Raw genomic sequence first — 25,683 nt, forward strand, 5'->3', positions numbered from 1 at the left:
GTCAATGTCTATGTAAGCTTATAGAGGTAGAAAAGAAATTCTGCGGACTTTCTGATATTCTTGCCGCGCAATGGCATTATTAACCAGAGGCTTTACATCGTTTATGTCCGGCTGGCCACGAATTTACTACAAATTACTTAATTTACCATTAAGCGTGCTGGTAAAAAGCAAGTCTATCCCGGCGGAACCCGCCCAGGAATTAGGGCTCGATACGTCGCGCCCTATTATGTACGTTTTGCCTTATAACTCGAAGGCAGATTTGCTGACCTTGCGCGCTCAGTGTCTGGCACACGATCTGCCCGATCCCCTCGAACCGCTTGAAATCGACGGAGCAGAGCTGCCGCGTTATATCTTTATTCACGGCGGGCCGCGTGTCTTTACCTGGTACACGCCGAAAGAAGAGTCGATCAAGCTATTCCATGACTATCTCGATCTGCACCGCAGCCATCCCGATTTGGATGTTCAGATGGTGCCTGTGTCGATGATGTTTGGTCGTTCTCCAGGTCGCGAAAAGGGCGAGGTCAACCCGCCGCTGCGTATGCTAAACGGTATTCAGAAATTTTTCGCGATCTCGTGGCTTGGCCGCGACAGCTTTGTGCGTTTCTCCCCGCCGGTTTCGCTGCGTCGTATGGCAACCGAGCACGGAACGGACAAAACCATTGCGCAAAAACTGGCGCGCGTAGCGCGTATGCACTTTGCCCGTCAGCGCCTGGCCGCCGTGGGGCCGCGTTTACCTGCCCGTCAGGACCTGTTTAATAAGCTGCTCTCCTCCAAAGCCATCGCTCGCGCCGTAGAAGACGAAGCGCGCAGCAAAAAAATCTCCCATGATAAAGCGCAGCAAAACGCAATTGCGCTGATGGAAGAGATTGCGGCGAACTTCTCCTACGAGATGATCCGTCTGTCAGACCGTATCCTCGGCTTTACCTGGAACCGTCTGTATCAGGGCATTAATGTGCATAACGCGGAGCGTGTTCGTCAGCTCGCCCATGATGGCCATGAAATTGTCTATGTGCCCTGCCATCGCAGCCATATGGACTATTTGCTGCTCTCCTACGTGCTCTATCACCAGGGGCTGGTACCGCCGCATATTGCCGCCGGGATCAACCTGAACTTCTGGCCGGCGGGCCCCATTTTCCGTCGTCTGGGCGCGTTCTTTATTCGCCGTACCTTTAAGGGTAATAAGCTCTATTCCACCGTTTTCCGCGAGTATCTGGGTGAACTGTTTAACCGTGGCTACTCAGTGGAATACTTTGTTGAAGGCGGGCGCTCCCGTACGGGCCGTCTGTTGGATCCGAAGACCGGCACGCTTTCTATGACGATTCAGGCCATGCTGCGCGGAGGCACCCGTCCAATCACGCTGGTGCCAATCTACATTGGTTATGAGCATGTCATGGAGGTGGGGACTTACGCCAAAGAGCTGCGTGGCGCGACGAAAGAGAAAGAAGGTTTTGCCCAGATGATACGCGGTTTAAGTAAGCTGCGTAATCTCGGTCAGGGTTATGTGAACTTCGGCGAGCCTATCCCGCTGATGAACTACCTGAACCACCGGGTGCCGGAGTGGCGCGAGTCTATCGATCCTATCGAAGCGGTGCGTCCTGCCTGGCTGACGCCGACGGTGAACGCTATTGCTGCCGATTTGATGGTACGCATTAACAATGCCGGCGCGGCAAACGCCATGAACCTCTGCTGTACCGCGCTTCTGGCCTCTCGCCAGCGTTCTCTGACCCGTGAACAGCTCACCGAGCAGTTGAATTGCTACCTCAACCTGATGCGCAATGTGCCCTATGCCGCCGACACAACGGTACCCACCGTAAGTGCGGACGCGCTTATTGAGCATGCGTTGCAGATGAATAAGTTCGAAGTAGAGAAAGACACGATTGGCGATATCATCATTCTGCCGCGCGAGCAGGCGGTTCTGATGACGTACTACCGCAACAACATTGCGCATATGCTGATGTTGCCCTCGCTTATGGCGGCCATTATTACCCAGCATCGTCATATCTCTCAGGACGAGATGCTGCGCCATGTTGAGCTGCTTTATCCGATGCTGAAAGCCGAGCTTTTCTTACGTTGGGAAAAAGAAGAGCTGGCAGGCGTGCTGGAAAGTCTTGCTCAGGAATTGCTGCGCCAGGGGCTGATTACCATGAAAGATGGCCAGCTTTATATCAACCCGGCACATTCCCGAACTCTGCAACTGCTGGCGGCGGGTGCGCGCGAAACGCTGCAACGCTATGCCATCACCTTCTGGCTGCTGAGCGCCAATCCGGCAATGAACCGCAGTACGCTGGAGAAAGAGAGCCGCACGCTGGCACAGCGTCTGTCTGTTCTGCACGGCATCAATGCGCCGGAATTCTTCGATAAGGCGGTATTCAGCACCCTGGTGCTGACGCTGCGTGACGAAGGGTATATCAGCGATACCGGAGATGCCGAGCCTGAGCAGACGCTGGCGGTGTATCAGCTATTAGCCGAGCTGATTACCTCTGATGTGCGCTTGACGATTGAGAGCGCAACCCAGGCTGAGTGAATAAAGGGCCGCATCGGGGAGTAATGTCCCCGATGCGCTTCGCTTATCGGGGCTACTCTGAGCCTGGCGCTTGAGGTGGCCCGGATAAGGCAACGCCGCATCCGGGAAGAGGTGAATTACGCCAGATAACTTGCCGCGAGACCGATAAACAGTACCAGCCCCACATAGTTATTATTCATAAACGCCTTAAAACAGGCGTCGCGATCGCGATTCACAATCAGCTTCTGCTGATAAACAAACAGCGCACCCGCAATAATAACCGCCCCGTAGAATTGCCAGCCTAAGCCATTGAGCGCACCGATCGCCACCATCAGCGCCAGCACCGCCACCTGCAATATGCCGATGATTAACTTATCGTGGCGTCCAAAGAGAATAGCGGTCGACTTGATACCGATTTTCAGATCATCGTCGCGATCCACCATGGCGTACTGCGTATCGTAGGCCACCGCCCACAAGATATTGGCAAGAAACATAACCCAGCAACTCAGCGGCACCGACTCACTCACCGCGGCAAACGCCATCGGAATCGACCAGCCAAACGCCGCCCCCAGCACCACCTGCGGCAAATGGGTATAACGCTTCATAAACGGATAAACCCAGGCAAGCAGAAGCGCCGCAACGGAGAGCAGAATGGTCATCGTGTTAAGCGTCAACACCAGTGCAAACGCCAGCACCACCAATACCACAAACAGTACGCGCGCTTCGTTTTCCGTGACCGCCCCGCTGGGCAGCGGACGATTAGCCGTACGTTTCACATGCCCGTCAAATTTACGATCTGCATAGTCATTTACCACACAGCCTGCCGCACGCATCAACCAGACCCCCGCCACAAACACCAGCAGGATCCACAGGGGAGGAACGCCCGGCGTTGCAACCCACAGTGCCCACAGCGTTGGCCAGAGCAGCAGCAACGCACCAATGGGCTTGTCCGTGCGCATGAGTCGATGAAAGGCCAGCAGCTTATTCTGCGAGAGACTCCACTCCATTTTTTTTCCTCTTAGTACAGCGGTGACGCAGGCAAAAACAGTTCAGTCAGCAGGAGAGGTTTTCCCCCCAGGCGCAAGCGGGAGCGTCTTCCCCACAGCGTGTCATAGCGACCAACCTCAATAAAATCTCGTGTCAGCGTAGATGATGTAAAGAGATAACGCCCAAGCGGCGTAGTACCCAGCTTCTGCAGCGCAAGTTCCGGCCCGGTCAGCGTAGACTCCGGCACCACGGTTCGCCCGGCAAGCCAGGGTTCGCCGTCAGCGCACAGCAGGATCTCCCGCAGCCAGTACCGCGTATCGTCAGGCAGCAAATGGCGCTCGCCATCAAGCATATCGGACGTCACAAACCCTTCCTGGATAAGCGTCACAGACACCTGTTTACCCTGTTGCTCAAAACGTTTCGTCATGGAATCTTCCAGCAACAGCCAGTCCAGTTGCTGCGGGTCGAGCGCGGGAAGTGCGTCAAAATAGCGTAGCGCACGCAGTTGCGTAAGCGCGGGGTGTGACATGCCTTACTCTCCAATACATAACGTCACATTATTGTATCGCAGAACAGGCTGCCTCGTGCGGGGAACTTCATTCAGTTTTCATAAGCGCAACAGATATGCAACAGCGTCGTTGCGCCAGAAAAAAGGGTGCGTCAGGCGACGCACCAGTTGTTGCAAACATCAGCATTGCGGGGAGACGGTTACCCCTTGCCTTTTACACTGCTGATAAAGGTTTTCCGGGCGGATGTAGACCCGAGACGCTCAGCTTCATTCAGTAATTTCAGGGCCTTATCGATATCACCTTTTGCGGCGGCCTGTTTAATGGCCTGGTTGAAATAGCTTTCAGTGTCATTCAGCATCGGCTCACTTTTCGCGGCAGGCGCAGGCGCAGAGGTCGGCGCGGTAGCCACCGCAGCAGGTGCGGCCGCCGGTGCGCTATAAGCGGTGGCAGGCGCGGCGGTGTTGCCCACCGTCACCGGCCCTGGTCCGGATGAACCAAACAATGGGCCAACCAGCACGCTGGAACCGCTGTTGGTTTTCACTTTCAGTTTCACCACGCCCTCAGTAACGTGACGGGCTATCGGATCGGGGATATCCGGTACCGCATTACCCGTTCCTTTGGCGTAGGATTTGGCCGGGTCCATCAGTTTGGTGGTCTGGCGCAGATCGTTTTCGGTTGTGAAGACCAGCAGATAGATTTTTTGCTGGCCCAGCGCAGGCGTCAGGCGCATCACCCCTTCCAGCCTGTCGGCACTCATCACTCCCGGCTCCTGATAGGTAAAGAAGCTGCTGGGGAAGTACGCGGCAGGTGACATGTTCTGGTCAAGAACCAACACATTGGGCGCAAAAACGCTGGTTTGTTTATTCACTTCACTACTGAGCGTGAGCGTCAGTTCACCGATGTTCGCCGGGACACTGTATGCGGCCACCGGGCCACTGATACCCGCTACATTCAGGCGCTGGCCCATGGTGGCCAGTTCGGTTGTTTGTGTTTTGCTTTGATCGACAGGTGTCCAGCTCAGTTGCTGGAGTGCGGAAGCCGGAATGGCCGGCGCCGCCGTGGTATTTTGCGGGACGATGTTAACATCTGCGAAGCTAACCCCAGGCGCTGCGGCGAGTAAACCCGCAGTCAGGCACAGGGCGACGAAACTTTTTTTCATTTTCATTGTTATCACCTTCTTTACGAGAGACAACTAACGCCCGGCAATAGCGCACTGTCTCGAAGAATTGAGGGGCTTGCGCCCCTCTTGTTTCGGTACGTCAGGTGGCGAGGATTACCACCAGATTTCCATCTGGGCGCCGAAGCTCCACTCGTCGTTATCACCACGGCTGAAGGTTTTCGCGGAAGTATCGCGATACGCTACGCCAGAGGTGTAACCATTACCGGAATCGCTGTTGGCATAGCCCCATTTCTCATCCCACTTCGCGTAGGTTGCGAAAAGACGAATTGCCGGACGAGACCAGATGCTGTCGCCAGCCTGCCACTGTTGGGCCAGGGTGATTTTGTACTGGTTGTTGGTGTCGCTGGTGCGCTGGGATTTGACGTTGTCATAACCCAGTTCCAGCAGGGTGCTCATGATCGGTGTCCATTTGTACATAGGACGTACGCCCACGGTCCACCACTTGGTACCGTTGTTGTCGTCACGGTTGATGTCCTGGTACATACCGACATACATCAGGTCCCAGTTGTCAGCGAGGTTGATTGCCCCGTGATCCAGCACGCGCCACAGTGAACCGTTGTTGTTGATGCTGCCGCCCTGCGGAATACCTTTACCGTTAGAGGTCATGGAGTCTGTTGCGTACTGCAGAACAAACTTGTTGTAACCCTTCATCATGCTCTGGGTATGTTCAGCGGTGAACATCCAGCCATCTTTCGATGCGCCCGGCGCCAGGTCATATTTGTCCGGCAGGTTAGTGTGACCGTAATCCACACCGAACTCCAGCGTACCGCCAGGGTTGACAGCCATTTGCGCTAAACGCACGTCGAAGACGTCGTTTGGCACCAGGTTGTCGTAAACGCGATTGCCAAGCGAGTCACGGTCAGCGAAAGTACCGGAACCACCCGCTTCAGACGAACGGGTTGCCGCTAATGAGAGTTTACCGAAGCCAACATCAACGTTTTCAAGACCGGCACCAGGACCAGAGATATCCCAGTAGTAGAAGTCGATCATGTGAACATCATGACGTTGATAGAAGCGTTTACCTGCCCAGATGGTGGAGCCCGGCAGCGCGTCGATCAGGTTTTTACCCTGAACGTTGGCTTCACGGAACGCAGGGCTGGTCGCTTCCCAGTCATTACGTTGGGCAACGGAGTAGGCTACGTTGGTATCGAAGTAGAAGCTCTTGTCGCCTTCTTTCCATACTTCCTGGCCCAGTTTCAGTTCGGCGTAGGTTTCGCATTCGTTACCAAGACGATACTTACTTTGAGCACCGGTGGCCTGGAAGCACTGCTGCTCGCCGCCGCTGCCGGTCCAGCCAATACCCGAACGGGCATAGCCTTTAAAATCGACAGCGCCCGCCTGGGCAGACAAAATGCCCGCGGCGATGGCGATTGCCAGTGGAACTTTGCGCAGAGTAGTCATCATTCTATCTCCTGAGATCATTGCTTTTCTTTAAACACCTCACCTCTCGGGCTGCCTCTTCGTTGGCTGCAACCGCGAACGGTTTGGCGTTTTGCTTTTTTAATGGGAGACCTTAAACGCCCGGCTCTTTATGCAACCGACGACAGGCCGTACCATCCTCGCGGAACAGATGGCAGCGCTCTGGCGGCAAGCCGATAGCGAATGTGGCCCCCTCTTCTACCAACACCACGTCATTCTGGCGGTAGACCAGGTTTTGACGGATGGCGGGGATCTGGATGTGAATTTGCGTTTCGTGGCCTAGCTGTTCGACGACCTGAACTTCGCCTTCCAGGGTGACATCAGCGATGTCGCTTGGCAGCAGGTGTTCAGGGCGAATACCGAGTGACATATTGCTGCCGACCTGCACATTGGCGCTGTCGACAGGCAGCCAGACCCGCTGGCGGTTAGGCAGCTCGACCTGGACTTGTTCAATGGCGGTGGCCGTTACCTTCACCGGCAGGAAATTCATTTTTGGCGAACCAATAAACCCGGCGACAAAGCGGTCTGACGGATAGTGGTAAAGCTCAAGTGGTTTACCCACCTGCGCGACGCGACCGGCGTCCAGCACCACGATTTTGTCAGCGAGCGTCATCGCTTCTACCTGATCGTGGGTGACGTAAATCATCGTGCGGCCGAGGCGCTTATGCAGACGCGAAATCTCAATACGCATCTGCACACGCAGCGCGGCATCGAGGTTGGAAAGCGGTTCATCCAGCAGGAAAACGCGCGGTTCTGCCACCAGCGTACGACCAATTGCCACGCGCTGACGCTGACCGCCAGACAAGGCTTTCGGTTTACGCTCCAGCAAATGCGCCAGTTGCAGGACTTCTGCGACCTGGGTGACCCGCTGGTTGATGACCTCTTTTTTCGCCCCGGCCAGCTTTAAGCCGAATGACATGTTCTCCGCCACAGAAAGGTGCGGATAAAGTGCATAAGACTGAAACACCATGCCTACGCCGCGCTCGGCGGGTGGGATATCGTTCATACGAGCATCGCCAATAAACAAATCGCCGCTGGTAATGGTTTCCAGACCCGCAATCATGCGCAGCAGCGTCGACTTCCCACAGCCTGACGGACCGACAAACACCACGAATTCTCCTTCGTGGATGTCGAGATTGATGTCTTTTGACACCACCACATCGCCCCAGGCTTTCGTTACATTCCGCAGCTGTACGCTCGCCATGCCCCTCTCCCTTCGTTACAACCTGTCACTTACAGAAACATTCAAGATGGGCTGACTATGGGCTATTGATAACGCTGGCGAATCCTCCACCCCCTCGCTTTTTTATGGGGGAGGAGACGGGAGGATGAGAGGGACGAGTCTGCCCCGCGTTGCCGGGGGCTGAGGCGATTTTCGTGACGCAGACGGCAAAAATCGGTGTGTTTTTATGTGCGCTGACACACATAAAGAAACTTTATGTAACAGAGATCACACAAATCGACCCAGGGGCGTAGGGGTAAGGAGGATGAGAAGCGCTTGCCAACAAAGGAGACTACACCCCGTTAGACCACCAAACATATCCACGAGCACATCACCTAAAGGACGGGATATATGAAATTCAAAACAGGCGCACGCATCCTCGCATTGTCCGCACTGACGACGATGATGTTCTCCGCTTCTGCCCTCGCAAAGATTGAAGAAGGTAAGCTGGTTATCTGGATCAACGGCGACAAAGGCTATAACGGCCTGGCCGAAGTGGGTAAAAAATTCGAGAAAGATACCGGTATTAAGGTCACCGTTGAGCACCCGGACAAGCTGGAAGAGAAATTCCCGCAAGTTGCAGCGACCGGCGATGGCCCGGACATTATTTTCTGGGCTCATGACCGTTTCGGCGGCTACGCACAGTCTGGCCTGCTGGCGGAAGTGACCCCGGATAAAGCCTTCCAGGACAAGCTATTCCCGTTCACCTGGGATGCAGTGCGTTATAACGGCAAGCTGATCGCCTACCCGGTCGCCGTGGAGTCCCTCTCACTGATTTACAACAAAGATCTCGTGCCGAACCCGCCAAAAACCTGGGAAGAGATCCCGGCGCTGGATAAAGAGCTGAAAGCGAAAGGTAAGAGCGCGCTGATGTTCAACCTGCAAGAGCCGTACTTCACCTGGCCGCTGATTGCCGCTGACGGCGGTTACGCCTTCAAGTTTGAAAACGGCAAATATGACGTGAAAGACGTTGGCGTGGACAGCGCTGGCGCGAAAGCGGGTCTGAGCTTCCTGGTTAAGCTCATCAAAGACAAACATATGAATGCGGATACGGATTACTCCATCGCCGAAGCCGCGTTTAACAAAGGCGAAACTGCGCTGACCATTAACGGTCCGTGGGCGTGGGGCAACATTGATAAGAGCAAAATCAACTACGGCGTGACCTCTTTGCCCACCTTTAAAGGCAAAGCGTCCAAACCGTTCGTTGGTGTGCTGAGTGCCGGTATTAACGCCGCCAGCCCGAATAAAGAACTGGCAAAAGAGTTTCTGGAAAACTACCTGCTGACCGATCAGGGTCTGGATGAAGTGAATAAAGACAAACCACTCGGCGCGGTAGCACTGAAATCCTTCCAGGACCAGTTAGCGAAAGATCCACGTATCGCGGCAACAATGGATAACGCCCAGAAAGGCGAAATCATGCCGAACATTCCGCAGATGGCCGCCTTCTGGTACGCCACCCGCACCGCCGTGATCAACGCAGTGAGTGGTCGTCAGACCGTCGATGCCGCGCTGAAAGACGCACAGGGTCGTATTACTAAGTAAGACTGTAGTCCCTTATTTCTCAGGAAGTAAGGATTGTTAAATACGTTGTTTACACGAAATCATTCGTGTTGCATCGAGGCGGCAAGGATGCAAATCCCCAGGAGCTTACAAAAGTAAGTGACTGGGGTGCGCATCCGCAGCCAACAAAGAGGCAACGCGAAGGATGAAGTGTAAAGAGGAAACTCCCCCATGGATGTCATTAAAAAGAAGCACTGGTGGCAAAGTGACGCGCTGAAATGGTCAGTGATAGGTCTGCTGGGCTTACTGGTGGGGTACCTTGTAGTTTTAATGTATGCACAAGGGGAATATCTTTTCGCCATCACGACGCTGATTTTAAGCTCGGCTGGCCTGTACATTTTTGCGAACCGTAAAACCTACGCCTGGCGCTATGTCTATCCAGGCCTTGCCGGGATGGGGCTGTTTGTCCTGTTTCCCTTGATTTGTACCATCGCCATTGCGTTCACGAACTACAGCAGCACCCACCAGCTCACGCAAGAACGCGCGCAGCAGGTGCTGATGGACCGCTCTTATCAGGCGGGAAAAACCTATAACTTTGTGCTTTTCCCGGCTGAGGGAAGCTGGCGACTGGCGCTGACCGACGGTGAAAGCGGCAAAAACTATCTTTCGGACGCCTTTAAACTCGGTGGCGAGCAAAAAATCGTCTTAAAAGAGACGGATACCCTGCCTGCGGGCGAACGTGGCACCCTGCGTGACGTCACGCAAAACCGCACCGCGCTTAACCAGCTTACCGCCGTATTGCCAGATAACAGCAATGTTGTGATGAGCTCACTGCGTCAGTTCTCTGGTACCACGCCGCTGTACAGCATGGCGGAAGATGGCACGCTCACCAACAAGCAGAGCGGTGTGAAATACCGTCCTAATAACACTCTCGGTTTCTATCAGGCTATTAACGCTGATAACAGTTGGGGCGATGAAAAGCTCAGCCCAGGCTACACCGTGACCATTGGCTGGGATAACTTCATGCGCGTCTTTACCGATGAAGGTATCCAGAAACCGTTTATTGAGATTTTCGTCTGGACGGTGGTCTTCTCGCTGTTAACCGTCGTGTTGACCGTCGCCGTCGGCATGGTACTGGCCTGTCTGGTGCAGTGGGAATCGCTGAAAGGCAAGGCCATCTACCGCGTCCTGCTGATTCTGCCTTACGCCGTGCCGTCCTTTATTTCCATTCTGATCTTCAAGGGGCTGTTTAACCAGAGCTTCGGTGAGATCAACATGATGCTGAGCGCGCTGTTTGGTATCAAACCGGCGTGGTTTAGCGACCCGACCACAGCACGTTCGATGATCATCATCGTCAACACCTGGCTCGGTTATCCGTACATGATGATTCTGTGCATGGGGCTGCTGAAAGCGATTCCGGACGATTTGTATGAAGCCTCGGCAATGGATGGCGCCGGGCCGTTCCAGAATTTCTTCCGCATCACCTTCCCGCTGCTGATCAAGCCGCTCACGCCGCTGATGATCGCCAGTTTCGCCTTTAACTTTAATAACTTCGTGTTGATTCAGTTGTTGACCAACGGTGGCCCGGACCGTATCGGCACCACCACGCCTGCGGGCTATACCGACCTGCTGGTCAGCTACACCTACCGCATTGCCTTTGAGGGTGGCGGTGGGCAAGATTTTGGCCTCGCGGCCGCTATCGCCACGCTGATTTTCTTGCTGGTTGGCGCGCTTGCCATCATCAACCTGAAAGCCACACGCATGAAATTTGATTAAGGAGGGCGATGATTATGGCAATGGTCCAGGCGAAATCGCAAAAATTAAGGTTATTCGTTACCCATTTGTTATTGCTGGTATTTATCGCCGCAATTATGTTCCCGCTGCTGATGGTGATCACCATCTCTCTGCGTGAAGGCAACTTCGCCACCGGGAGCCTGATTCCGGAAAGCATTTCGTGGGAACACTGGAAACTGGCGCTGGGCTTTAGCGTGGAGCACGCCGATGGCCGTGTGACGCCGCCCCCCTTCCCGGTGCTGCTGTGGTTGTGGAACTCCATCAAGATCGCAGCGATTACCGCCATCGGTGTAGTGGCGCTCTCAACTACCTGTGCGTATGCCTTTGCCCGTATGCGCTTTCCTGGCAAAGCGACGCTGTTGAAAGGGATGCTGATTTTCCAGATGTTCCCGGCGGTGCTGTCGCTGGTGGCTCTGTATGCCTTGTTTGACCGTCTGGGCCAGTACATTCCGTTTATCGGCCTGAACACGCACGGCGGGGTTATTTTCGCCTATATGGGCGGCATCGCCCTGCACGTCTGGACGATTAAAGGTTATTTCGAAACGATCGACAACTCGCTGGAGGAAGCGGCAGCGCTGGATGGCGCAACGCCGTGGCAGGCATTCCGTCTTGTGCTGTTGCCGTTGTCAGTACCGATTCTGGCGGTCGTGTTCATTCTGTCGTTTATCGCCGCGATCACCGAAGTGCCAGTAGCCTCGTTGCTACTGCGCGATGTCAACAGCTACACCCTGGCCGTTGGCATGCAGCAATACCTCAACCCGCAAAACTATCTGTGGGGCGACTTTGCAGCCGCTGCGGTGCTGTCAGCAATCCCGATTACGGTTGTCTTCCTGCTTGCGCAGCGTTGGCTGGTTAACGGCCTCACCGCAGGCGGTGTAAAAGGTTAATTTTCATCGTCATACTCTAAATAATTCGCGTGGCAGGAAGGCGGCAAATGAGAGAGTCACCGGTAGCTTACTGGAGTAAGTGACCGGGGTGAACGAGTGTAGCCAACGCATCTGCAACGTGAAGTATGACGAGTATATATGCCACTGTAGTCCTCATTGGAATATTGACCCGAACTCTAAATAATTCGGGTTGCAGGAAGGCGGCAAGAGAGAGCATCCCCGGAAACTTACCAAACGTAGGTGACGGGGGTAAACGAGGCCGCCACCCCCCCTGCAAACCGATATATGGCGAGTTAACTTGTGACTGTTGTTAGGCGCTCCCCGGAGCGCCATTTTTTTATTCGCGTTTCAGACGTTTAGAGTTACACAACCACAAGGTGATCACGAGAAGCAGGATCGCGCCAGAGTAGATCAGCACGTCCATTGGCGATTTATGATCGACGATGATCAGCCGCACAATCGCGGTGATCCCAATGTAGATAAAATAACGAAGCGGGAAGTGAAAACCGGACTGAAAGTACTTCACAATCAGCGCGATAAATTCAAAGTAAAGAAAGTAGACCACCAGTCCTTCCACCAGCGCATACTTGCTGGTTTGTTCAGGCGCGAAAAGGACATCCGCCAGATGCAGCGTCTCCTTACCCAGAAAGACAACCAGAATCAGGCCAAGACTCAGCAAACCCAGATTCAACACGGTCTGGAGAACGGTGGAGATAAACTCAACGCGTGGACGAACAGTTAGCGATGGCATTGTCATACCGGCACCTCATTCTCAGTGGCGAGCTTTCTGTATAACGCAAAAATGTGATCCAGATCTAGATTTTTTGCTTATATTTTGTGCTCTATCGTGGTGACATATCGCCCTGCAAGCACAGCAACAGGGAGTAAAAAACATAATGCTTACAATCTGTCAGGCACAGGTTAACGATGCTGAACTGCTCCACGATATGGCATATGCCAGCTACACCCATCATTTCGCCCATTTGTGGCAGAACAAAGATGAACTGGCGAATTTTCTCGCGCAAGAATACGCACTGCCCGTTTTACAGCACAGTCTGCAGGACGAGGGGTGCTGCTGGCTGATTGCGGCCAGCGATGGTATCCCGGTCGGCTTTGCCAAATTCAGTTGGCATGCTGCCGCCAGCCCCCAGGGCCCGTCAGGAACGCTACTGCATAAACTCTATTTTCTGCCGCAGGCGACCGGTAAAGGTTATGGGGAAGGTGTTATCCAGGAGGTAACCCGTCGCGCGCGGGAACATGGCGAACGCTTCCTGTGGCTGGAAGTGTTGGATGCCAACCCGCAGGCCCGTCGATTCTATGAACGCCAGGGCTTTGAACATGTGCGCGATACCGTGTTCAGTACCGCCTCGCAGCAGAGCACGCTGCATATTCTGGGCAAAGTCATTTAAGGAGATGGGATGGGTGCGAAGATGCGGCAGGCCGCTATCCGTAACGTGGTTTGCGGTGAAAATGTGGTGATCTATGACCCGGTGAATCTGTATGACTGCGAACTGGCAGAAGACGTTTTCATCGGACCTTTTGTCGAAATTCAGGGGCATACGAAAATCGGTGCGGGCAGCAAAGTCCAGTCTCACAGTTTTATCTGCGAATATGTGACCATTGGCGAGCGCTGTTTTATTGGTCATGGCGTGATGTTCGCCAACGATATGTTTCGTGAAGGCAAACCCAACCCGGACAGGGATAGCTGGGGAAAGATCGTGGTGGGTAATGATGTGTCGATTGGCAGCGGCGCCACCATTCTGGCAGTGACCATTTGCGATGGCGTGGTGATTGGTGCGGGCAGCGTGGTCACCAAATCGATTACTGAGAAAGGGGTTTACGCGGGTAATCCGGCGAAACTGTTGCGGCGCTTGTAGCCCCCCGGCGGCGCTGCGCTTGCCGGGGCTACACACTCAGTCGTAGATAGTGAGCGTCTTCAACCTTGTTAGTCACGGCTGACTCATTTTCCCGCATGACAACCACAGCGACAACTTTGTGCCCCCTGGCGCAGAGCATGCAGCGAGGGGGTTGAGTCCCCGCTGAAATCGGTGAGACGAAGACCCGATGACAAGGTCAGGCCGCCAGGGATGGCGGACTGAGGTTTGTCGAGACACGACAAAATCGTCCGGAACGATTTTGAACAACGCAACGCGTTGGCCCGAAGGGCGAGCCCCAGGGATGGGGCGAGTAACTCGAGTCAAACCGACCGCAGGCAGCGGGGCGGGAGGCGAACGCAGTGCGAAGCACCGATTTCTTTGCGGGGCCGCGGGGATTGTAAAGGGGAACGCGGTGTTCCCCTTTACCCGTTCACGTGTCCGGTGGTGACATTTCGCCATGAACATAAGGGGAACGGAACCCTCCTCCTGAGCCGCATATTCCCCTCACCCCCCCTCTCTGTCCCCGGGGAAGAGGGAGAAAACCGGTCGTAGCCCGCATAAGGCGTTTGCGCCGCATCCGGGAATTAGCGGAAATTCAAACTCTTATCGCTGGTCATACTGTAAAGATCGAACTTACGTCCCAGCATCTGTCCGCCATCACGCGTCAGTGGCGTCCAGCCCACGGCCGCGCGGCTGCGGGTAGCGCCAGAAGTGAAGAGATCCATTGGAATAGACACATACACCCCTTTGGTGAAATCCCCCTCCCCGTACTCTTTCGGCGACACGTTGGTGATGGTGGCATAGGTCCCAACAACCACCCCGCTGTCGAAATGTTTAGCCACTTCCAGAGTGCCGCCTTTATCACCCGCCAGATATTGCCCGACGCTCGCTTTGATCAGCACATCCTGGGCGAACGGGGGTGTCCAGTAGGCCGTTAAGTGCCCGGTTTTAACGCTATAATCCGTAAACTTCATCATATCCTGCGCGCTACGCCAGTCACGCTGTTTCACGTAGTTGGCGTCAATACCAAAGGCCCAGTTGCTGTCAACCGGACGCCACAGCACCTCTGCCCCCGCACCACCGTACATCGTCTCCAGATAACCGGCGTACACCTGGCCATAGAAATTGTTACCCATATACTGGAAGTAGTTGGCCTGCAGGTTGTTCACGTAGATATCGTTTTGCACATACTCACGCACGCGGGTGCGCACACGCGGCAGTTTCGAGTCTCGCGGCGGATCGGTGTAGTTAAATTTGTCGTAGTTGTTGGCAATGTTGGCGAACAGGCTGCCGGTTGTCAGCAGGTGATCGCTCAGCCACCAGTCGGCGGTCGCCATCGCCCCAAGCTGGTACATGTAGAAACTTTCCGGCCCCCCAACAGACTGGTTTAATACCGGGTCGATGTGGAAATCAAAGCTCGATTTCTCGATATACCAGCCCTGCTCCGGCTTATCCGGCACAATCGGTTCAACACGCTGTTGCACGAGCTGCGTTTCCTGGCCCAGTGGCTCACCTTCAAGATGACGTTGCAGACTGGCAACGTCGGTTTCGGTGGTCACCTGCGGCATATTCAGACGGTTTTCCGTCACGCGGATCGTGCGGATACCCTCCGGTAAATCGTTCATGATGATACGATTTGCGCGCACCACGCCTTCCTGGGAGTCACGGTATTTCACCTGTTCCCCGGTCACGTAGAGCGTGTCGCCCTTCACCTGAATTTGTGGATTGGCAAACCCGGCGTTGTACTTCAACAAGGTCAATTGATTGGCCACGACAGAGTGCTGCAGAATGGCATCCTGGGGCTGTGGCTGATACTTCGGACGTGAGTTATCGTTGTAATTCGGACGCAACTCATTGAAGTTATTACGCAGGGTAAAACCGAACATCACAGTATTCCCACGCTCATAGCTCAGGTTCACGTCGGCCCAGTCCGTCACCCGATAAATCGCGCCGACGTTAAACTTGCTCTTTTGCGGTAGCTTACCGGCAAAGTCCTGCTGATAGTTGTTGCCTTCATATTCCAGTTTCAGACGCAGCGGCTGCCACGGCGTCTGGTATTCCACCCCGCCGAAAAGCGCGGTCGGGCCGTGAAACATCTGGCTGGCATCCACAGAGCCCGCCTGGTTATAGCTGTTATCGCGATAGCAGAATTTTTGCTTATAGGTACACAGCGGGTTTTTGATATTGCCAGAGGTACCCAGATATCCCCAGCCAAGCCCAAGCGAGAAATCAAAGGGTCCCCAGGCTTTGTTCGCCACAACATACTCGCCGTCAAACAGGCCAGTACCACCGATATCGCGCGCGCCAACCGCCACCTGCGGCAGCCAGTATCCCTCTTCCCATAAACGCACTTTCAGGTCGAAGGCTTTATCTTTATACGTCTGCTCACCGGAGAAGGCCTCCACGCTGCTGTATTTCCGGGTACGCACATCGGTATAACGCAGTGTGGTTTCCAGCCACGGGAAAAGCTGCATCGAACCAGAATAGTAGCGGTACTGGTCGTTGTCGCGATAGTTAAGGCTGATCTCCCCCGCAGGCGCCATACGGGCCGTGGGAGTTTGCAGCAGACCTACGCCACCAAAATCCGATTGCGAGGGCCCAACAGGTGCCGGATACGTTTCAGCCTGGCAGGCGGCACTCACACTTAGCGCCAGGACACTGATGACAAACGATTTTTTCATTATTCTTCCGGTATCCGATGCGTCAGTAAGCGAAGAATGTCAGCGTTCAGCACTTCGTAGCGATCGCCCCATAACGCCGGAGCGAAGCCGACAAAAATCACGCTGCCCGGCATAGGTTCAACATGGCGTCGGTTCCAGTACGCCACCGGCACTTTCTCTGTGCGGCCATTGGGATAAATCAACCAGGCGTCGCTTTTTTCCGCCCCGCTCAGCAAACTCATCTCATCGAGGTAACTCACCACGTCACGTCCTGGCGTAAAGGGCTTTTTACCCGGCTGGCTTACCAGCCCCAGCACGGTGACAGTCGCAGGCTGGGGTCCGACCCATAAGCTGTATTCGCCCTCCAGCGGAGGGTTAGCACGCGTTTTAATTCGCACATAATCCGGGTCGAGATTGATCAATTGCCGCCCCGTCACACGCAGCGCCTGAACCTGGCGACGCATGCTGTTTATCGCTGCCGCATCGTCGCCCTCTTCCTCGGCGGCCAACGCGCTAAGGCGGCCAAGTAATGCCTGCTGGCGCTGCTCTTCAAGAGCCGTGGCCTGCCGCTCGCTGATGACCGCCCCCGGCCACCAGCTTTGTGCCAGACGAGGCTGCCCCACGACATCAATCAGACGTGCCGCGTTGGTGAGTACCTTGGGTTTACTGTCGCCTGCCATGTAGACATTGACGTTGCCAGCGGCCTGCGCCAGTGAAGAGGCGAAACAGAGTAACAGCGCGGTCGCGGATAAGAGCCTCATGATTTCGCCGCCTTGATAAGCATGGTTCTGACCGGGAACCAGTTCGCCCCCAAGTACTGTTCCGACTGACGAATTAATCCGTCTTCATCCACCCAGTAACGGTTGCGCCAGTGGGTCTGGTCCGTCGTAATCTCTTCATCAAGAATGCGCACATGCGTGGATTCGCTGCCCAGCGTGACCGAGTCAGAGCCATTCCAGTGGAAGACCGAGCGCGCCGTCGCGTAACGCACCTGTTTGTGCTCCGTCCAGCCCATCGTGCGGGTCCAGCTCGCGCCGTCGATAATTTGATTCGGGTTGGCTAACGGGTCTGCCGCCAGGTTATTCACCTCCAGCAGGTTGTCGCCGTTGGTCAGAGTTTTCACAATGCGATAATGCTGTGTAACGAAAATGGCCTGATCCTGCGTTGCCCATTTCTGCAGCCCGTCTTCTGAGAAGGCGAGCACAACGAAGAGCTGCGGCCCGCCATTGAGCCGCACATACTGGCTGGCGTAGGGCATATTTTGGATTTCGTCATCGGTTAACTGGACGCCCGGCGTGCCGAACACGCTATTCCAGAGCGAATAGCCCAGCCCTTTCGTGGTGGATGAACAGGCCTGAATCAGCAGGCAAATCAGGATGATCGCGGGTCGCTTCACGACTCTTCTCCAGAGGGGGACGAAATAACCACACCGAAGTGTGGTTATGATTAAAGTACTCGCCGTTATTGAGTACTGGTGGTCGTGGTGGTCGTGGTTCCGGTATTGGAACCATCACCGCCACCGGTTGCCGCAAGGGCAACACCTACCGCGGAACTTACGGTGCTGACGCTGGTTGCTGAGGAGCTACCCGCAGAAACTGTCGTCGCTGCCGACCCTGCCGCATCACCGACTTCAATCGGTGCCGCAAAAGCAGAACTCGCCGCAAGCGCGGTAATGGCAAAAATGCCATACAGTGCTTTTTTCATATCAATTTCCCTTCATTGAATGAATGGAGATTTGCCTGAAAATAAACAGGCGAGAACGAGTATACACAACTAAAGCAGGCTATTTGTCGAATGGGAAACGCAGCGGGAAGTTTTAAGAAAATTGGATAAAAACGATAAACTGCCGATATTAATTTAATATAAAATCATTATATTTCATTTATTTACAATTACAGAAACAACCTGGAAGTATACGTAACATCTGAAAATAACACTGAGGAATTAACCGGATATTCTGTTTTTTCAGAATAACCTCATAATGAAGAATTATGTCGACGCCGGAACAACAAGAATTATCCGATAATAAAATGCCGACGTTATGTCGGCATTTTAATTTGCGTATTTCGCTCATCCTTACCGATGAACGATATTAACGCCAGGCTTTATAAAGATTAATCAGGCCATTCGTGGAACTGTCATGGCTGCTGACTTCTTTATCATCACCGAGTTCAGGCAGGATACGGTTAGCAAGCTGTTTGCCAAGCTCAACGCCCCATTGGTCGAAGGTGAAGATGTTGAGGATCGCGCCCTGAGTAAAGATTTTGTGCTCGTACAGTGCGATCAACGCGCCCAGGCTGAACGGGGTAATTTCGCGCAGCAGGATGGAGTTGGTCGGACGGTTGCCTTCGAACACTTTGAACGGCACCACGTGTTCCAGCGACTTCGGATCTTTACCCTGGTCCGCATATTCCTGCTCAACCACGTCGCGGGATTTCCCGAAGGCCAGTGCTTCGGTCTGGGCGAAGAAGTTAGACAGCAGTTTCGGATGGTGATCCGACAGCGGGTTGTGGGTAATCGCCGGAGCGATAAAGTCGCAAGGAACCATTTTGGTGCCCTGGTGAATCAGTTGATAGAACGCGTGCTGGCCGTTAGTACCCGGCTCACCCCAGATGATGGGGCCCGTCTGGTAATCCACCGCGTTGCCGTTACGGTCAACGTATTTACCGTTGGATTCCATATTGCCCTGCTGGAAGTAAGCGGCAAAGCGATGCATGTACTGGTCGTACGGCAGAATCGCTTCGGTTTCCGCACCAAAGAAGTTGTTGTACCAGATACCGATCAGCGCCAGCAGCACCGGCAGGTTTTTCTCAGCCGGCGTGGTGGAGAAGTGTTTGTCCATTGCGTGCGCGCCGGAGAGCAGCTCAACAAAGTTGTCGAAACCAACGGACAGAATGATGGACAGGCCAATCGCCGACCACAGAGAGTAACGGCCGCCAACCCAGTCCCAGAACTCGAACATGTTCGCCGTGTCGATACCAAACTCGCCAACCGCTTTGCCGTTGGTGGAGAGCGCGGCAAAATGTTTTGCCACGTGTTTGTTATCACCCGCGGTTTTCAGGAACCAGTCGCGCGCGCTGTGGGCGTTGGTCATGGTTTCCTGAGTGGTGAAGGTTTTAGACGCTACCAGGAACAGTGTGGTTTCCGGGTTTACTTTCTTGAGCACTTCGGCGATGTGGGTACCATCGACGTTAGAAACGAAGTGCATATTCAGATGGTTTTTGTACGGGCGCAGCGCTTCGGTCACCATGAACGGGCCGAGGTCGGAACCGCCGATACCGATGTTCACCACGTCAGTAATCGCTTTGCCGGTGTAGCCTTTCCAGCTACCTGAAATGATCGCTTCTGAGAACGCTTTCATTTTTTCCAGCACCGCGTTGACTTCCGGCATCACATCTTTGCCGTCAACAATAATTGGGGTATTGCTACGGTTACGCAACGCCACATGCAGCACGGCGCGATCTTCGGTACGGTTGATTTTCTCACCGGAGAACATGGACTTGATAGCATCTGCCAGAGCGGTCTCTTTGGCCAGATCCTGCAGTTTGCTCAGGGTCTCTTCGGTGATGCGGTTTTTGGAGAAATCCACCAGCATTAAGTCATCGAAGGTCGCGGAGAATTTAGAGAAACGATCGGCATCTTTCGCGAACAGATCCGCGATAGTAACGTCTTTCATTTCATCGAAGTGTTTCTGTAATGCCTGCCAGGCAGCGGTCTGCTTTGGGTTGATGTTTTTCATTAGCAATACTCTTCTGATTTGAGAATTGTGACTGCGGTCGATTGTAGCGCCTGCGAATGAAAATTGTGATGGTTTTTGTGTCGCTGTCCAGCAGCGCTGCTAAAACAGCCTTTTTTACGCGATAAATATGTCTAACATAAGACGTTTTTCTAATCGATTCGTCTGCATGAAAAATCCGCATAATCGTAGCATTGACAGCGGTGCCGCTAGCCTTTATTTATTAGGGCGCTACCCGCGCGTGCGCGGGCCAGAAGAGGCGCGTTACCCAGGTACGGTGTTGGAAGAGCCAATCTAAAGAAAACACCTGAGGGGGAGTAACGCCGAGGTGGTGAAGTGCATGGCGGCATTCATCATCGGCTACAGGGGCTGAATCCCTTGAGTTGTCACCAGAAACGTTCGCAGTCGGGCGTTTCACAAGTGGTGGAGCACTTCTGGGTGTAATCGTAGTTGTCTTTTGCTCTGCGCCTACCCCTTTTCGCTCTTCCCTTGTGCCATGGCTGAATAATTTTGTCTGACGTCACACGCCAGGCTTCCCTGACACGAGGTTATAACAATGAGTCACTCCGTTTCCCCGCTCGTCGTCGCCAAATTCGGCGGTACCAGCGTGGCAAATTTTGATGCAATGAACCACAGTGCGGACGTGGTCCTTTCCGATGCGAGCGTACGTCTGGTCGTGCTTTCCGCCTCTGCCGGTATTACCAATTTGCTGGTCGCGCTTGCCGAAGGGCTTGAGGCTAGTGAGCGTTTCGTTAAGCTCGATGCGATTCGCAAAATTCAGTTCGATATTCTGGAGCGTCTGGCGAATCCAAACGTTATTCGCGAAGAGATCGAACGTCTGCTGGAAAATATCACCACTCTGGCAGAAGCCGCTTCGCTGGCGACCTCTAATGCATTGACCGATGAGCTGGTCAGCCACGGCGAACTGATGTCCACCCTGTTGTTTGTTGAAATTCTGCGTGAACGCAATGTGCAGGCGCAGTGGTTTGACGTGCGTAAAGTGATGCGTACGAACGATCGCTTTGGCCGCGCCGAGCCCGATGTGGCAGCCCTGTCAGAACTGGCGACCCAGCAGCTTGCGCCGCGCCTGGCCGATACCATCGTTATTACGCAGGGCTTTATTGGCAGTGAAGCGAAAGGCCGTACGACCACGCTGGGACGTGGCGGTAGTGACTACACCGCCGCGCTGCTCGGCGAAGCGCTGCATGCGACCCGCGTTGATATCTGGACCGATGTTCCCGGCATTTACACCACCGACCCGCGCGTAGTGCCTGCCGCCAAACGCATTGACGAAATTGCCTTTGAAGAAGCGGCTGAGATGGCGACATTCGGCGCGAAAGTTCTGCACCCGGCAACCTTGCTGCCTGCCGTTCGTAGCGATATCCCGGTGTTTGTCGGCTCCAGCAAAGATCCCAAAGCCGGCGGTACACTGGTGTGCAACAAAACCAGTAACCCGCCGCTGTTCCGCGCGCTGGCGTTACGTCGCAGGCAGACATTGTTGACGCTACATAGCCTGAATATGCTGCACTCCCGTGGCTTCCTGGCGGAGGTGTTCGGCATTCTGGCGCGCCACAGCATTTCGGTTGACCTGATCACCACCTCGGAGGTGAGCGTGGCGCTGACGCTGGATACCACCGGGTCCACGTCAACCGGCGATACGTTGCTCACGCAGGGTCTGCTGACCGAGCTTTCGTCACTCTGTCGTGTGGAAGTGGAAGAGAACCTCGCGCTGATAGCGATAATTGGTAATGACCTGTCGAAAGCCTGCGGTGTTGGCAAAGAGGTCTTCGGCGTGCTGGACCCGTTCAATATCCGTATGATTTGCTACGGCGCGTCCAGCCACAACCTCTGTTTCCTGGTGCCGGGCGCCGAAGCTGAGCAGGTGGTGCAGAAGCTGCATCATAATTTGTTCGAGTAATCGCAGGCGTTGTTTCCCCGGTGGCGCTGCGCTTACCGGGGCTACGGACTGCATCTACGCCGCCATCCGGGGCAACCGTAATTTACCGGGCCTACATCTGCCCCATGACCGTCCGGTACAACATTGCGTCCAACGTCCTGACGTCGCCTTCCCGGCTCTCCGGTAACGCGGGGGGAATGGTTCCCCTTTCGATCTCGGCTGCGATAAACGCATGTAAACGTGGCAGACGCTGGCCGTATTCCGCTTCTCCTGCACGTTGCTTACGTGCCAGCAATTCAGCGATCTCCTGACGCAATGGCGCATCCAGCTCGCTTCCGGCCAGCAGTTCGGCAAAGCGCATTGGCGGCACACCTTTTCCCGCCTCTACCCAACGCACCGCCAGCAATGGGCGCAGCACATAAAAGTATTTCTTTAACCGCACCTCATCGCCCTGCAAATAGCTGTGAAAGTTTCGGCGGGCCATCGAGTAGTAATGCCAGCGCGCCCGCACGGCGGAAAACCATTTCGGCATCTCCGCCTTAAGCGCACAGACGGTAGCATCGTCTTGCTGATAGACCACCGGCGAATCCAGCCACTCGATCAGGGTTGGGTTTGCGCTTTTCAGTAAGCCTAAGGCTTTACGCCACTCCCAACCGCTCACGTCCAGTTCATCATCGATGGGCAGTTCGATCACGTCACGCGGCGCCTCTACGCGCAGATACCACTCCGGCGGATGCACATATAAAAAACGCACATCGTAGTCGCTGTCCGGCGAGGCAAAGCCCCAGCCACGGCTGCCGGATTCGCAGGCGTACAGCACTCTGACGCCGTAACGCTGCTCCACCTCTTTTAATTGCTGCCGCACGCGTTCACGCATTGCGGCATCCACTCCGCTATAAGACATCTCATTTATCCTTTTACACAGACCACCTGACGCAAAGTGTGGACAATCTCCACCAGCGACGCCTGCGCCGCCATTACCGCGTCGATATCTTTATAAGCCATCGGGATTTCATCAATCACGTCGCTATCTTTACGACACTCAACGTGCGCAGTCGCCCGAATCTGGTCATCAACGGTAAAGCGCTTTTTCGCAGCCGTACGGCTCATCGTGCGCCCTGCGCCGTGGCTACAGGAGCAGAAACTCTCTTCATTTCCCAACCCACGCACGATAAAGCTTTTCGCCCCCATCGAACCGGGAATAATCCCCATCTGGCCCTTTTGCGCCGAGACAGCGCCTTTGCGCGTCACTAGCACCTCTTCGCCAAAATGGGTCTCTTTTTGCACGTAGTTATGGTGGCAATTCACCGCTTCCTGCTGGGTCATAAACGGTTTTGTCACGATGCGCGACAGCGCCGCCAGTACGCGCGACATCATCACTTCCCGGTTATGACGGGCAAAATCCTGCGCCCACGACACGGCTTCCATATAGTCGTCATAGTGTTTACTTCCCTCTTTGAAATAGGCCAGGTTTTTATCCGGCAGATTCGCAATATGCTGCTGCATATCCTGTTGGGCCAGCGTGATAAACAGCGTACCAATGGCGTTACCCACGCCGCGCGAACCGCTATGTAACATCACCCACACGCGCTGCTGCTCATCCAGGCAGATTTCAATAAAATGGTTACCCGTCCCCAGTGTTCCCAGGTGCTGATAATTATTGGTTTTCAGCAACTGCGGATAGTTATCCGTCAGACGTTTAAACCGTGCCGCCAGCATTGACCAGTGGTTATCCACTTCTTGCGGCGGCGTTTCCCATGCGCCTTTATCACGCCCGGAACGGGTACTGGTGCGTCCGTGCGGTACCGCCTGTTCGATTGCGCTGCGAAGCCCGCTCAGGTTATCGGGCAGATCGCTTGCCACCAGCGAGGTGCGTACAGCGATCATCCCACAACCAATATCCACGCCGACCGCCGCCGGAATAATGGCTCCTTTGGTTGGGATCACGCTGCCGATGGTAGAACCTTTACCGAGATGAACATCCGGCATCACCGCCAGATGCTGAAAAATAAACGGCATCTTCGCGGTGTTCTGCAACTGTTCGCGCGCCTCTGGCTCGACCGGGACCCCGTGCGTCCACATTTTTATCGGCGCACTGTTCTGCGCCGTCAGCAGTTGAAATTCGTTATGCTGCATTTGATTATCCTTTAATACTCACCAGTCCATTCAGGACGTTATCGAGGCCACCGAATACCGAGATTTTATCGATACGTTCAGCCACTCTTTCCAGCGTTTCCAGCTCTTTTAAGCGCAGGGCTACCGGGTTATTCTCCATCACCTTCGCGGTGTTCAGCAGTGAACGGGTCGCCGCCGTCTCCTCACGCCGACGAATCACATTCGCCTGCGCCGATTTTTCTGCTTCTATCAGTTTCGACAGAATTGTTTTCATATCGCCCGGTAGCACGATGTCACGCACGCCCAGCGAGGCGACATCCATACCAAAGGAAGCCATGCGGGTTTTCACCTGCGCACTGACCACCTCATCGATGATCTGCTTATCTTCCAGCAGTTCGTCCAGCGTACGGGTCCCTACCGCTTCACGCAGGGCAAACTGCAATTCACGATACAGGTGGTCCAGCGGTTTGGTTAACTGGCTGAACGCCTGTAACACATCGCTGTATTGCCAGTTCGCGCCCAGGTTGATGCGCAGGTTCACTTTGTCTTTGGTCAGAATTTCCTGGCCGGACACTTCCATCAGTTGCAAGCGCGTATCGACAACGTCGGCATCAACCAGATGGTTCACTTTCCAGTAAGCGCTTAATCCCGGCGGCAACAGAGGTTGTGTTACGCCATCGATTTTTAAGACACCGACGTGCCATGCCGCGACATTCACCGTCAGTATGGCATCCCGGCCTTTTACTGCTGCGCCGCTTCGCGGCTGCAACACGGCATTCATGATGCTCTCAGGTACGCGCACATCCCGGGTATCCAGCAACTCCACGCTCAGGCTGCCGTCCTGCCAGAACAGGCGGCGTGACGCTGGAGGGATAATTTCCACCAGGATACCGTTACGGTAGAGCGCGGCTACATCATGCCCGGCGGTATCGACGGCCAGGCAGTACGCGTCGACCCATTCAGGTCTGAAGCGGCGCAAATAATTCGCCAGATCTTCCGCTACATCGCTGCCATTGAGCTCAACGATCGTGACCTCTTGCTTACCAAACCAGGAAAGACGGTGCTCGCCTGCCTCAAGGATATGTGTGTAATCGCCCGCTTTCACCAGCAGGCCCAATTGTCCCTTACGGATCGTGATTTTCTTATTCATTTGTCATCCTTACATTTTCACGTACCGGCGCGAATGCAGGATCGGAGCCGGAGGGAAACAGACCCTCACTGCCAGCCTGTTTTGCCTGCGACCCGGAGCCCTTATCGGCGCCGGTTCATTGCCATCGTTTACCACCCGATGGCGCGTTTACGAACACAACCAGTGTTCACCGGAAAGGTGAGTTGGGAATCGAACCCTCATGGTGTCTCTCTGCTGACAGAACGCCCCGCGGATAACGTCTTACCGT

21 protein-coding genes and 1 riboswitch are annotated in these 25,683 nt (G+C 54.5%); of the genes, 7 read left to right on the top strand and 14 right to left on the bottom strand.

Going from position 1 to position 25,683, the window contains the following annotated elements:
* Window positions 1-103 precede the first annotated feature (103 nt).
* A complete protein-coding gene (gene plsB, locus C5523_RS25365; RefSeq protein WP_039077916.1) occupies window positions 104-2,524 on the top strand; it encodes a glycerol-3-phosphate 1-O-acyltransferase PlsB in 2,421 nt (806 codons plus the stop codon).
* A 116-nt stretch (window positions 2,525-2,640) separates the two neighbouring features.
* Here plsB and ubiA read toward each other — a convergent pair whose 3' ends face one another.
* From ubiA to malK, 5 genes are all read right to left on the bottom strand, one after another.
* Window positions 2,641-3,510, bottom strand: coding sequence for a 4-hydroxybenzoate octaprenyltransferase (gene ubiA / locus C5523_RS25370; RefSeq protein ID WP_071194361.1), 870 nt, complete (start codon window positions 3,508-3,510; stop codon window positions 2,641-2,643).
* Between the two features lie 11 nt (window positions 3,511-3,521).
* A complete protein-coding gene (gene ubiC, locus C5523_RS25375) occupies window positions 3,522-4,019 on the bottom strand; it encodes a chorismate lyase (RefSeq protein WP_039077918.1) in 498 nt (165 codons plus the stop codon).
* A 179-nt stretch (window positions 4,020-4,198) separates the two neighbouring features.
* Window positions 4,199-5,164 (bottom strand): maltose operon protein MalM, encoded by a 966-nt coding sequence (gene malM / locus C5523_RS25380; protein WP_039077919.1) that lies wholly within the window; start codon window positions 5,162-5,164, stop codon window positions 4,199-4,201.
* A gap of 108 nt (window positions 5,165-5,272) precedes the next feature.
* Window positions 5,273-6,583, bottom strand: a complete 1,311-nt coding sequence (locus tag C5523_RS25385) for a maltoporin (protein WP_108702196.1) — start codon at window positions 6,581-6,583, stop codon at window positions 5,273-5,275.
* A 109-nt stretch (window positions 6,584-6,692) separates the two neighbouring features.
* The gene (malK, locus tag C5523_RS25390) at window positions 6,693-7,802 is read right to left on the bottom strand and encodes a maltose/maltodextrin ABC transporter ATP-binding protein MalK (RefSeq protein WP_039077921.1); all 1,110 of its coding nucleotides are present in this window, start codon (window positions 7,800-7,802) and stop codon (window positions 6,693-6,695) included.
* A 369-nt stretch (window positions 7,803-8,171) separates the two neighbouring features.
* Between malK and malE the strand changes: the two genes are divergently transcribed.
* The 3 genes from malE (at window position 8,172) to malG (ending at window position 12,001) form a co-directional block, all read left to right on the top strand.
* Window positions 8,172-9,362: a maltose/maltodextrin ABC transporter substrate-binding protein MalE gene (gene malE / locus C5523_RS25395; protein ID WP_039077922.1), complete on the top strand. Its 1,191-nt coding sequence runs from the start codon at window positions 8,172-8,174 to the stop codon at window positions 9,360-9,362.
* Window positions 9,363-9,551: 189 nt separating this feature from the next.
* Window positions 9,552-11,096, top strand: a complete 1,545-nt coding sequence (malF, locus tag C5523_RS25405; RefSeq protein ID WP_108702197.1) for a maltose ABC transporter permease MalF — start codon at window positions 9,552-9,554, stop codon at window positions 11,094-11,096.
* A gap of 14 nt (window positions 11,097-11,110) precedes the next feature.
* Window positions 11,111-12,001: a maltose ABC transporter permease MalG gene (gene malG, locus C5523_RS25410; RefSeq protein WP_039077937.1), complete on the top strand. Its 891-nt coding sequence runs from the start codon at window positions 11,111-11,113 to the stop codon at window positions 11,999-12,001.
* A gap of 337 nt (window positions 12,002-12,338) precedes the next feature.
* On the opposite strand, the gene psiE is transcribed toward malG, so the two are convergent.
* The gene (gene psiE / locus C5523_RS25415; protein ID WP_039077938.1) at window positions 12,339-12,752 is read right to left on the bottom strand and encodes a phosphate-starvation-inducible protein PsiE; all 414 of its coding nucleotides are present in this window, start codon (window positions 12,750-12,752) and stop codon (window positions 12,339-12,341) included.
* 145 nt (window positions 12,753-12,897) lie between these two features.
* Between psiE and C5523_RS25420 the strand changes: the two genes are divergently transcribed.
* Together C5523_RS25420 and C5523_RS25425 are read left to right on the top strand one after the other, a co-directional pair.
* Window positions 12,898-13,410 (top strand): GNAT family N-acetyltransferase, encoded by a 513-nt coding sequence (locus tag C5523_RS25420; RefSeq protein ID WP_108702198.1) that lies wholly within the window; start codon window positions 12,898-12,900, stop codon window positions 13,408-13,410.
* A 21-nt stretch (window positions 13,411-13,431) separates the two neighbouring features.
* Window positions 13,432-13,878: an acyltransferase gene (locus tag C5523_RS25425; RefSeq protein ID WP_172960936.1), complete on the top strand. Its 447-nt coding sequence runs from the start codon at window positions 13,432-13,434 to the stop codon at window positions 13,876-13,878.
* A 584-nt stretch (window positions 13,879-14,462) separates the two neighbouring features.
* Here the strand turns inward: C5523_RS25425 and C5523_RS25430 are convergent.
* From C5523_RS25430 to pgi, 5 genes are all read right to left on the bottom strand, one after another.
* Window positions 14,463-16,559, bottom strand: a complete 2,097-nt coding sequence (locus C5523_RS25430) for a YjbH domain-containing protein (protein WP_071194367.1) — start codon at window positions 16,557-16,559, stop codon at window positions 14,463-14,465.
* Window positions 16,559-17,299 carry a capsule biosynthesis GfcC D2 domain-containing protein gene (locus C5523_RS25435; RefSeq protein ID WP_071194368.1) on the bottom strand — a complete coding sequence of 247 codons (741 nt, stop codon included), beginning with the start codon at window positions 17,297-17,299 and terminating at the stop codon, window positions 16,559-16,561. The genes C5523_RS25430 and C5523_RS25435 overlap by 1 nt, the downstream gene beginning before the upstream one ends.
* Window positions 17,296-17,934 (bottom strand): YjbF family lipoprotein, encoded by a 639-nt coding sequence (locus C5523_RS25440; RefSeq protein ID WP_039077928.1) that lies wholly within the window; start codon window positions 17,932-17,934, stop codon window positions 17,296-17,298. The genes C5523_RS25435 and C5523_RS25440 overlap by 4 nt, the downstream gene beginning before the upstream one ends.
* Window positions 17,935-17,999: 65 nt before the next feature.
* Window positions 18,000-18,242 carry an exopolysaccharide production protein YjbE gene (gene yjbE, locus C5523_RS25445; RefSeq protein WP_039077929.1) on the bottom strand — a complete coding sequence of 81 codons (243 nt, stop codon included), beginning with the start codon at window positions 18,240-18,242 and terminating at the stop codon, window positions 18,000-18,002.
* A 388-nt stretch (window positions 18,243-18,630) separates the two neighbouring features.
* Window positions 18,631-20,277, bottom strand: a complete 1,647-nt coding sequence (pgi, locus tag C5523_RS25450; protein ID WP_039077930.1) for a glucose-6-phosphate isomerase — start codon at window positions 20,275-20,277, stop codon at window positions 18,631-18,633.
* Between the two features lie 243 nt (window positions 20,278-20,520).
* Window positions 20,521-20,716, top strand: a riboswitch (Lysine riboswitch).
* A 114-nt stretch (window positions 20,717-20,830) separates the two neighbouring features.
* Here pgi and lysC point away from each other — a divergent pair.
* Window positions 20,831-22,192, top strand: a complete 1,362-nt coding sequence (gene lysC / locus C5523_RS25455; RefSeq protein WP_071194369.1) for a lysine-sensitive aspartokinase 3 — start codon at window positions 20,831-20,833, stop codon at window positions 22,190-22,192.
* Between the two features lie 91 nt (window positions 22,193-22,283).
* Here lysC and C5523_RS25460 read toward each other — a convergent pair whose 3' ends face one another.
* The 3 genes from C5523_RS25460 to C5523_RS25470 are packed head-to-tail and all read right to left on the bottom strand — an operon-like array spanning window position 22,284 to window position 25,436.
* Window positions 22,284-23,075, bottom strand: coding sequence for a nucleotidyltransferase domain-containing protein (locus C5523_RS25460; RefSeq protein WP_079498797.1), 792 nt, complete (start codon window positions 23,073-23,075; stop codon window positions 22,284-22,286).
* 5 nt (window positions 23,076-23,080) lie between these two features.
* Window positions 23,081-24,307 carry an RtcB family protein gene (locus C5523_RS25465; RefSeq protein WP_071194371.1) on the bottom strand — a complete coding sequence of 409 codons (1,227 nt, stop codon included), beginning with the start codon at window positions 24,305-24,307 and terminating at the stop codon, window positions 23,081-23,083.
* Window positions 24,308-24,311: 4 nt separating this feature from the next.
* On the bottom strand, window positions 24,312-25,436 hold the full coding sequence (locus tag C5523_RS25470; protein ID WP_039076779.1) for a slipin family protein: 1,125 nt from the start codon (window positions 25,434-25,436) through the stop codon (window positions 24,312-24,314).
* Window positions 25,437-25,683 lie beyond the last annotated feature (247 nt).

The sequence above is a fragment of the Phytobacter sp. SCO41 genome (genome assembly GCF_003073275.1).
Classification (GTDB): Bacteria; Pseudomonadota; Gammaproteobacteria; order Enterobacterales; family Enterobacteriaceae; genus Phytobacter; species Phytobacter diazotrophicus.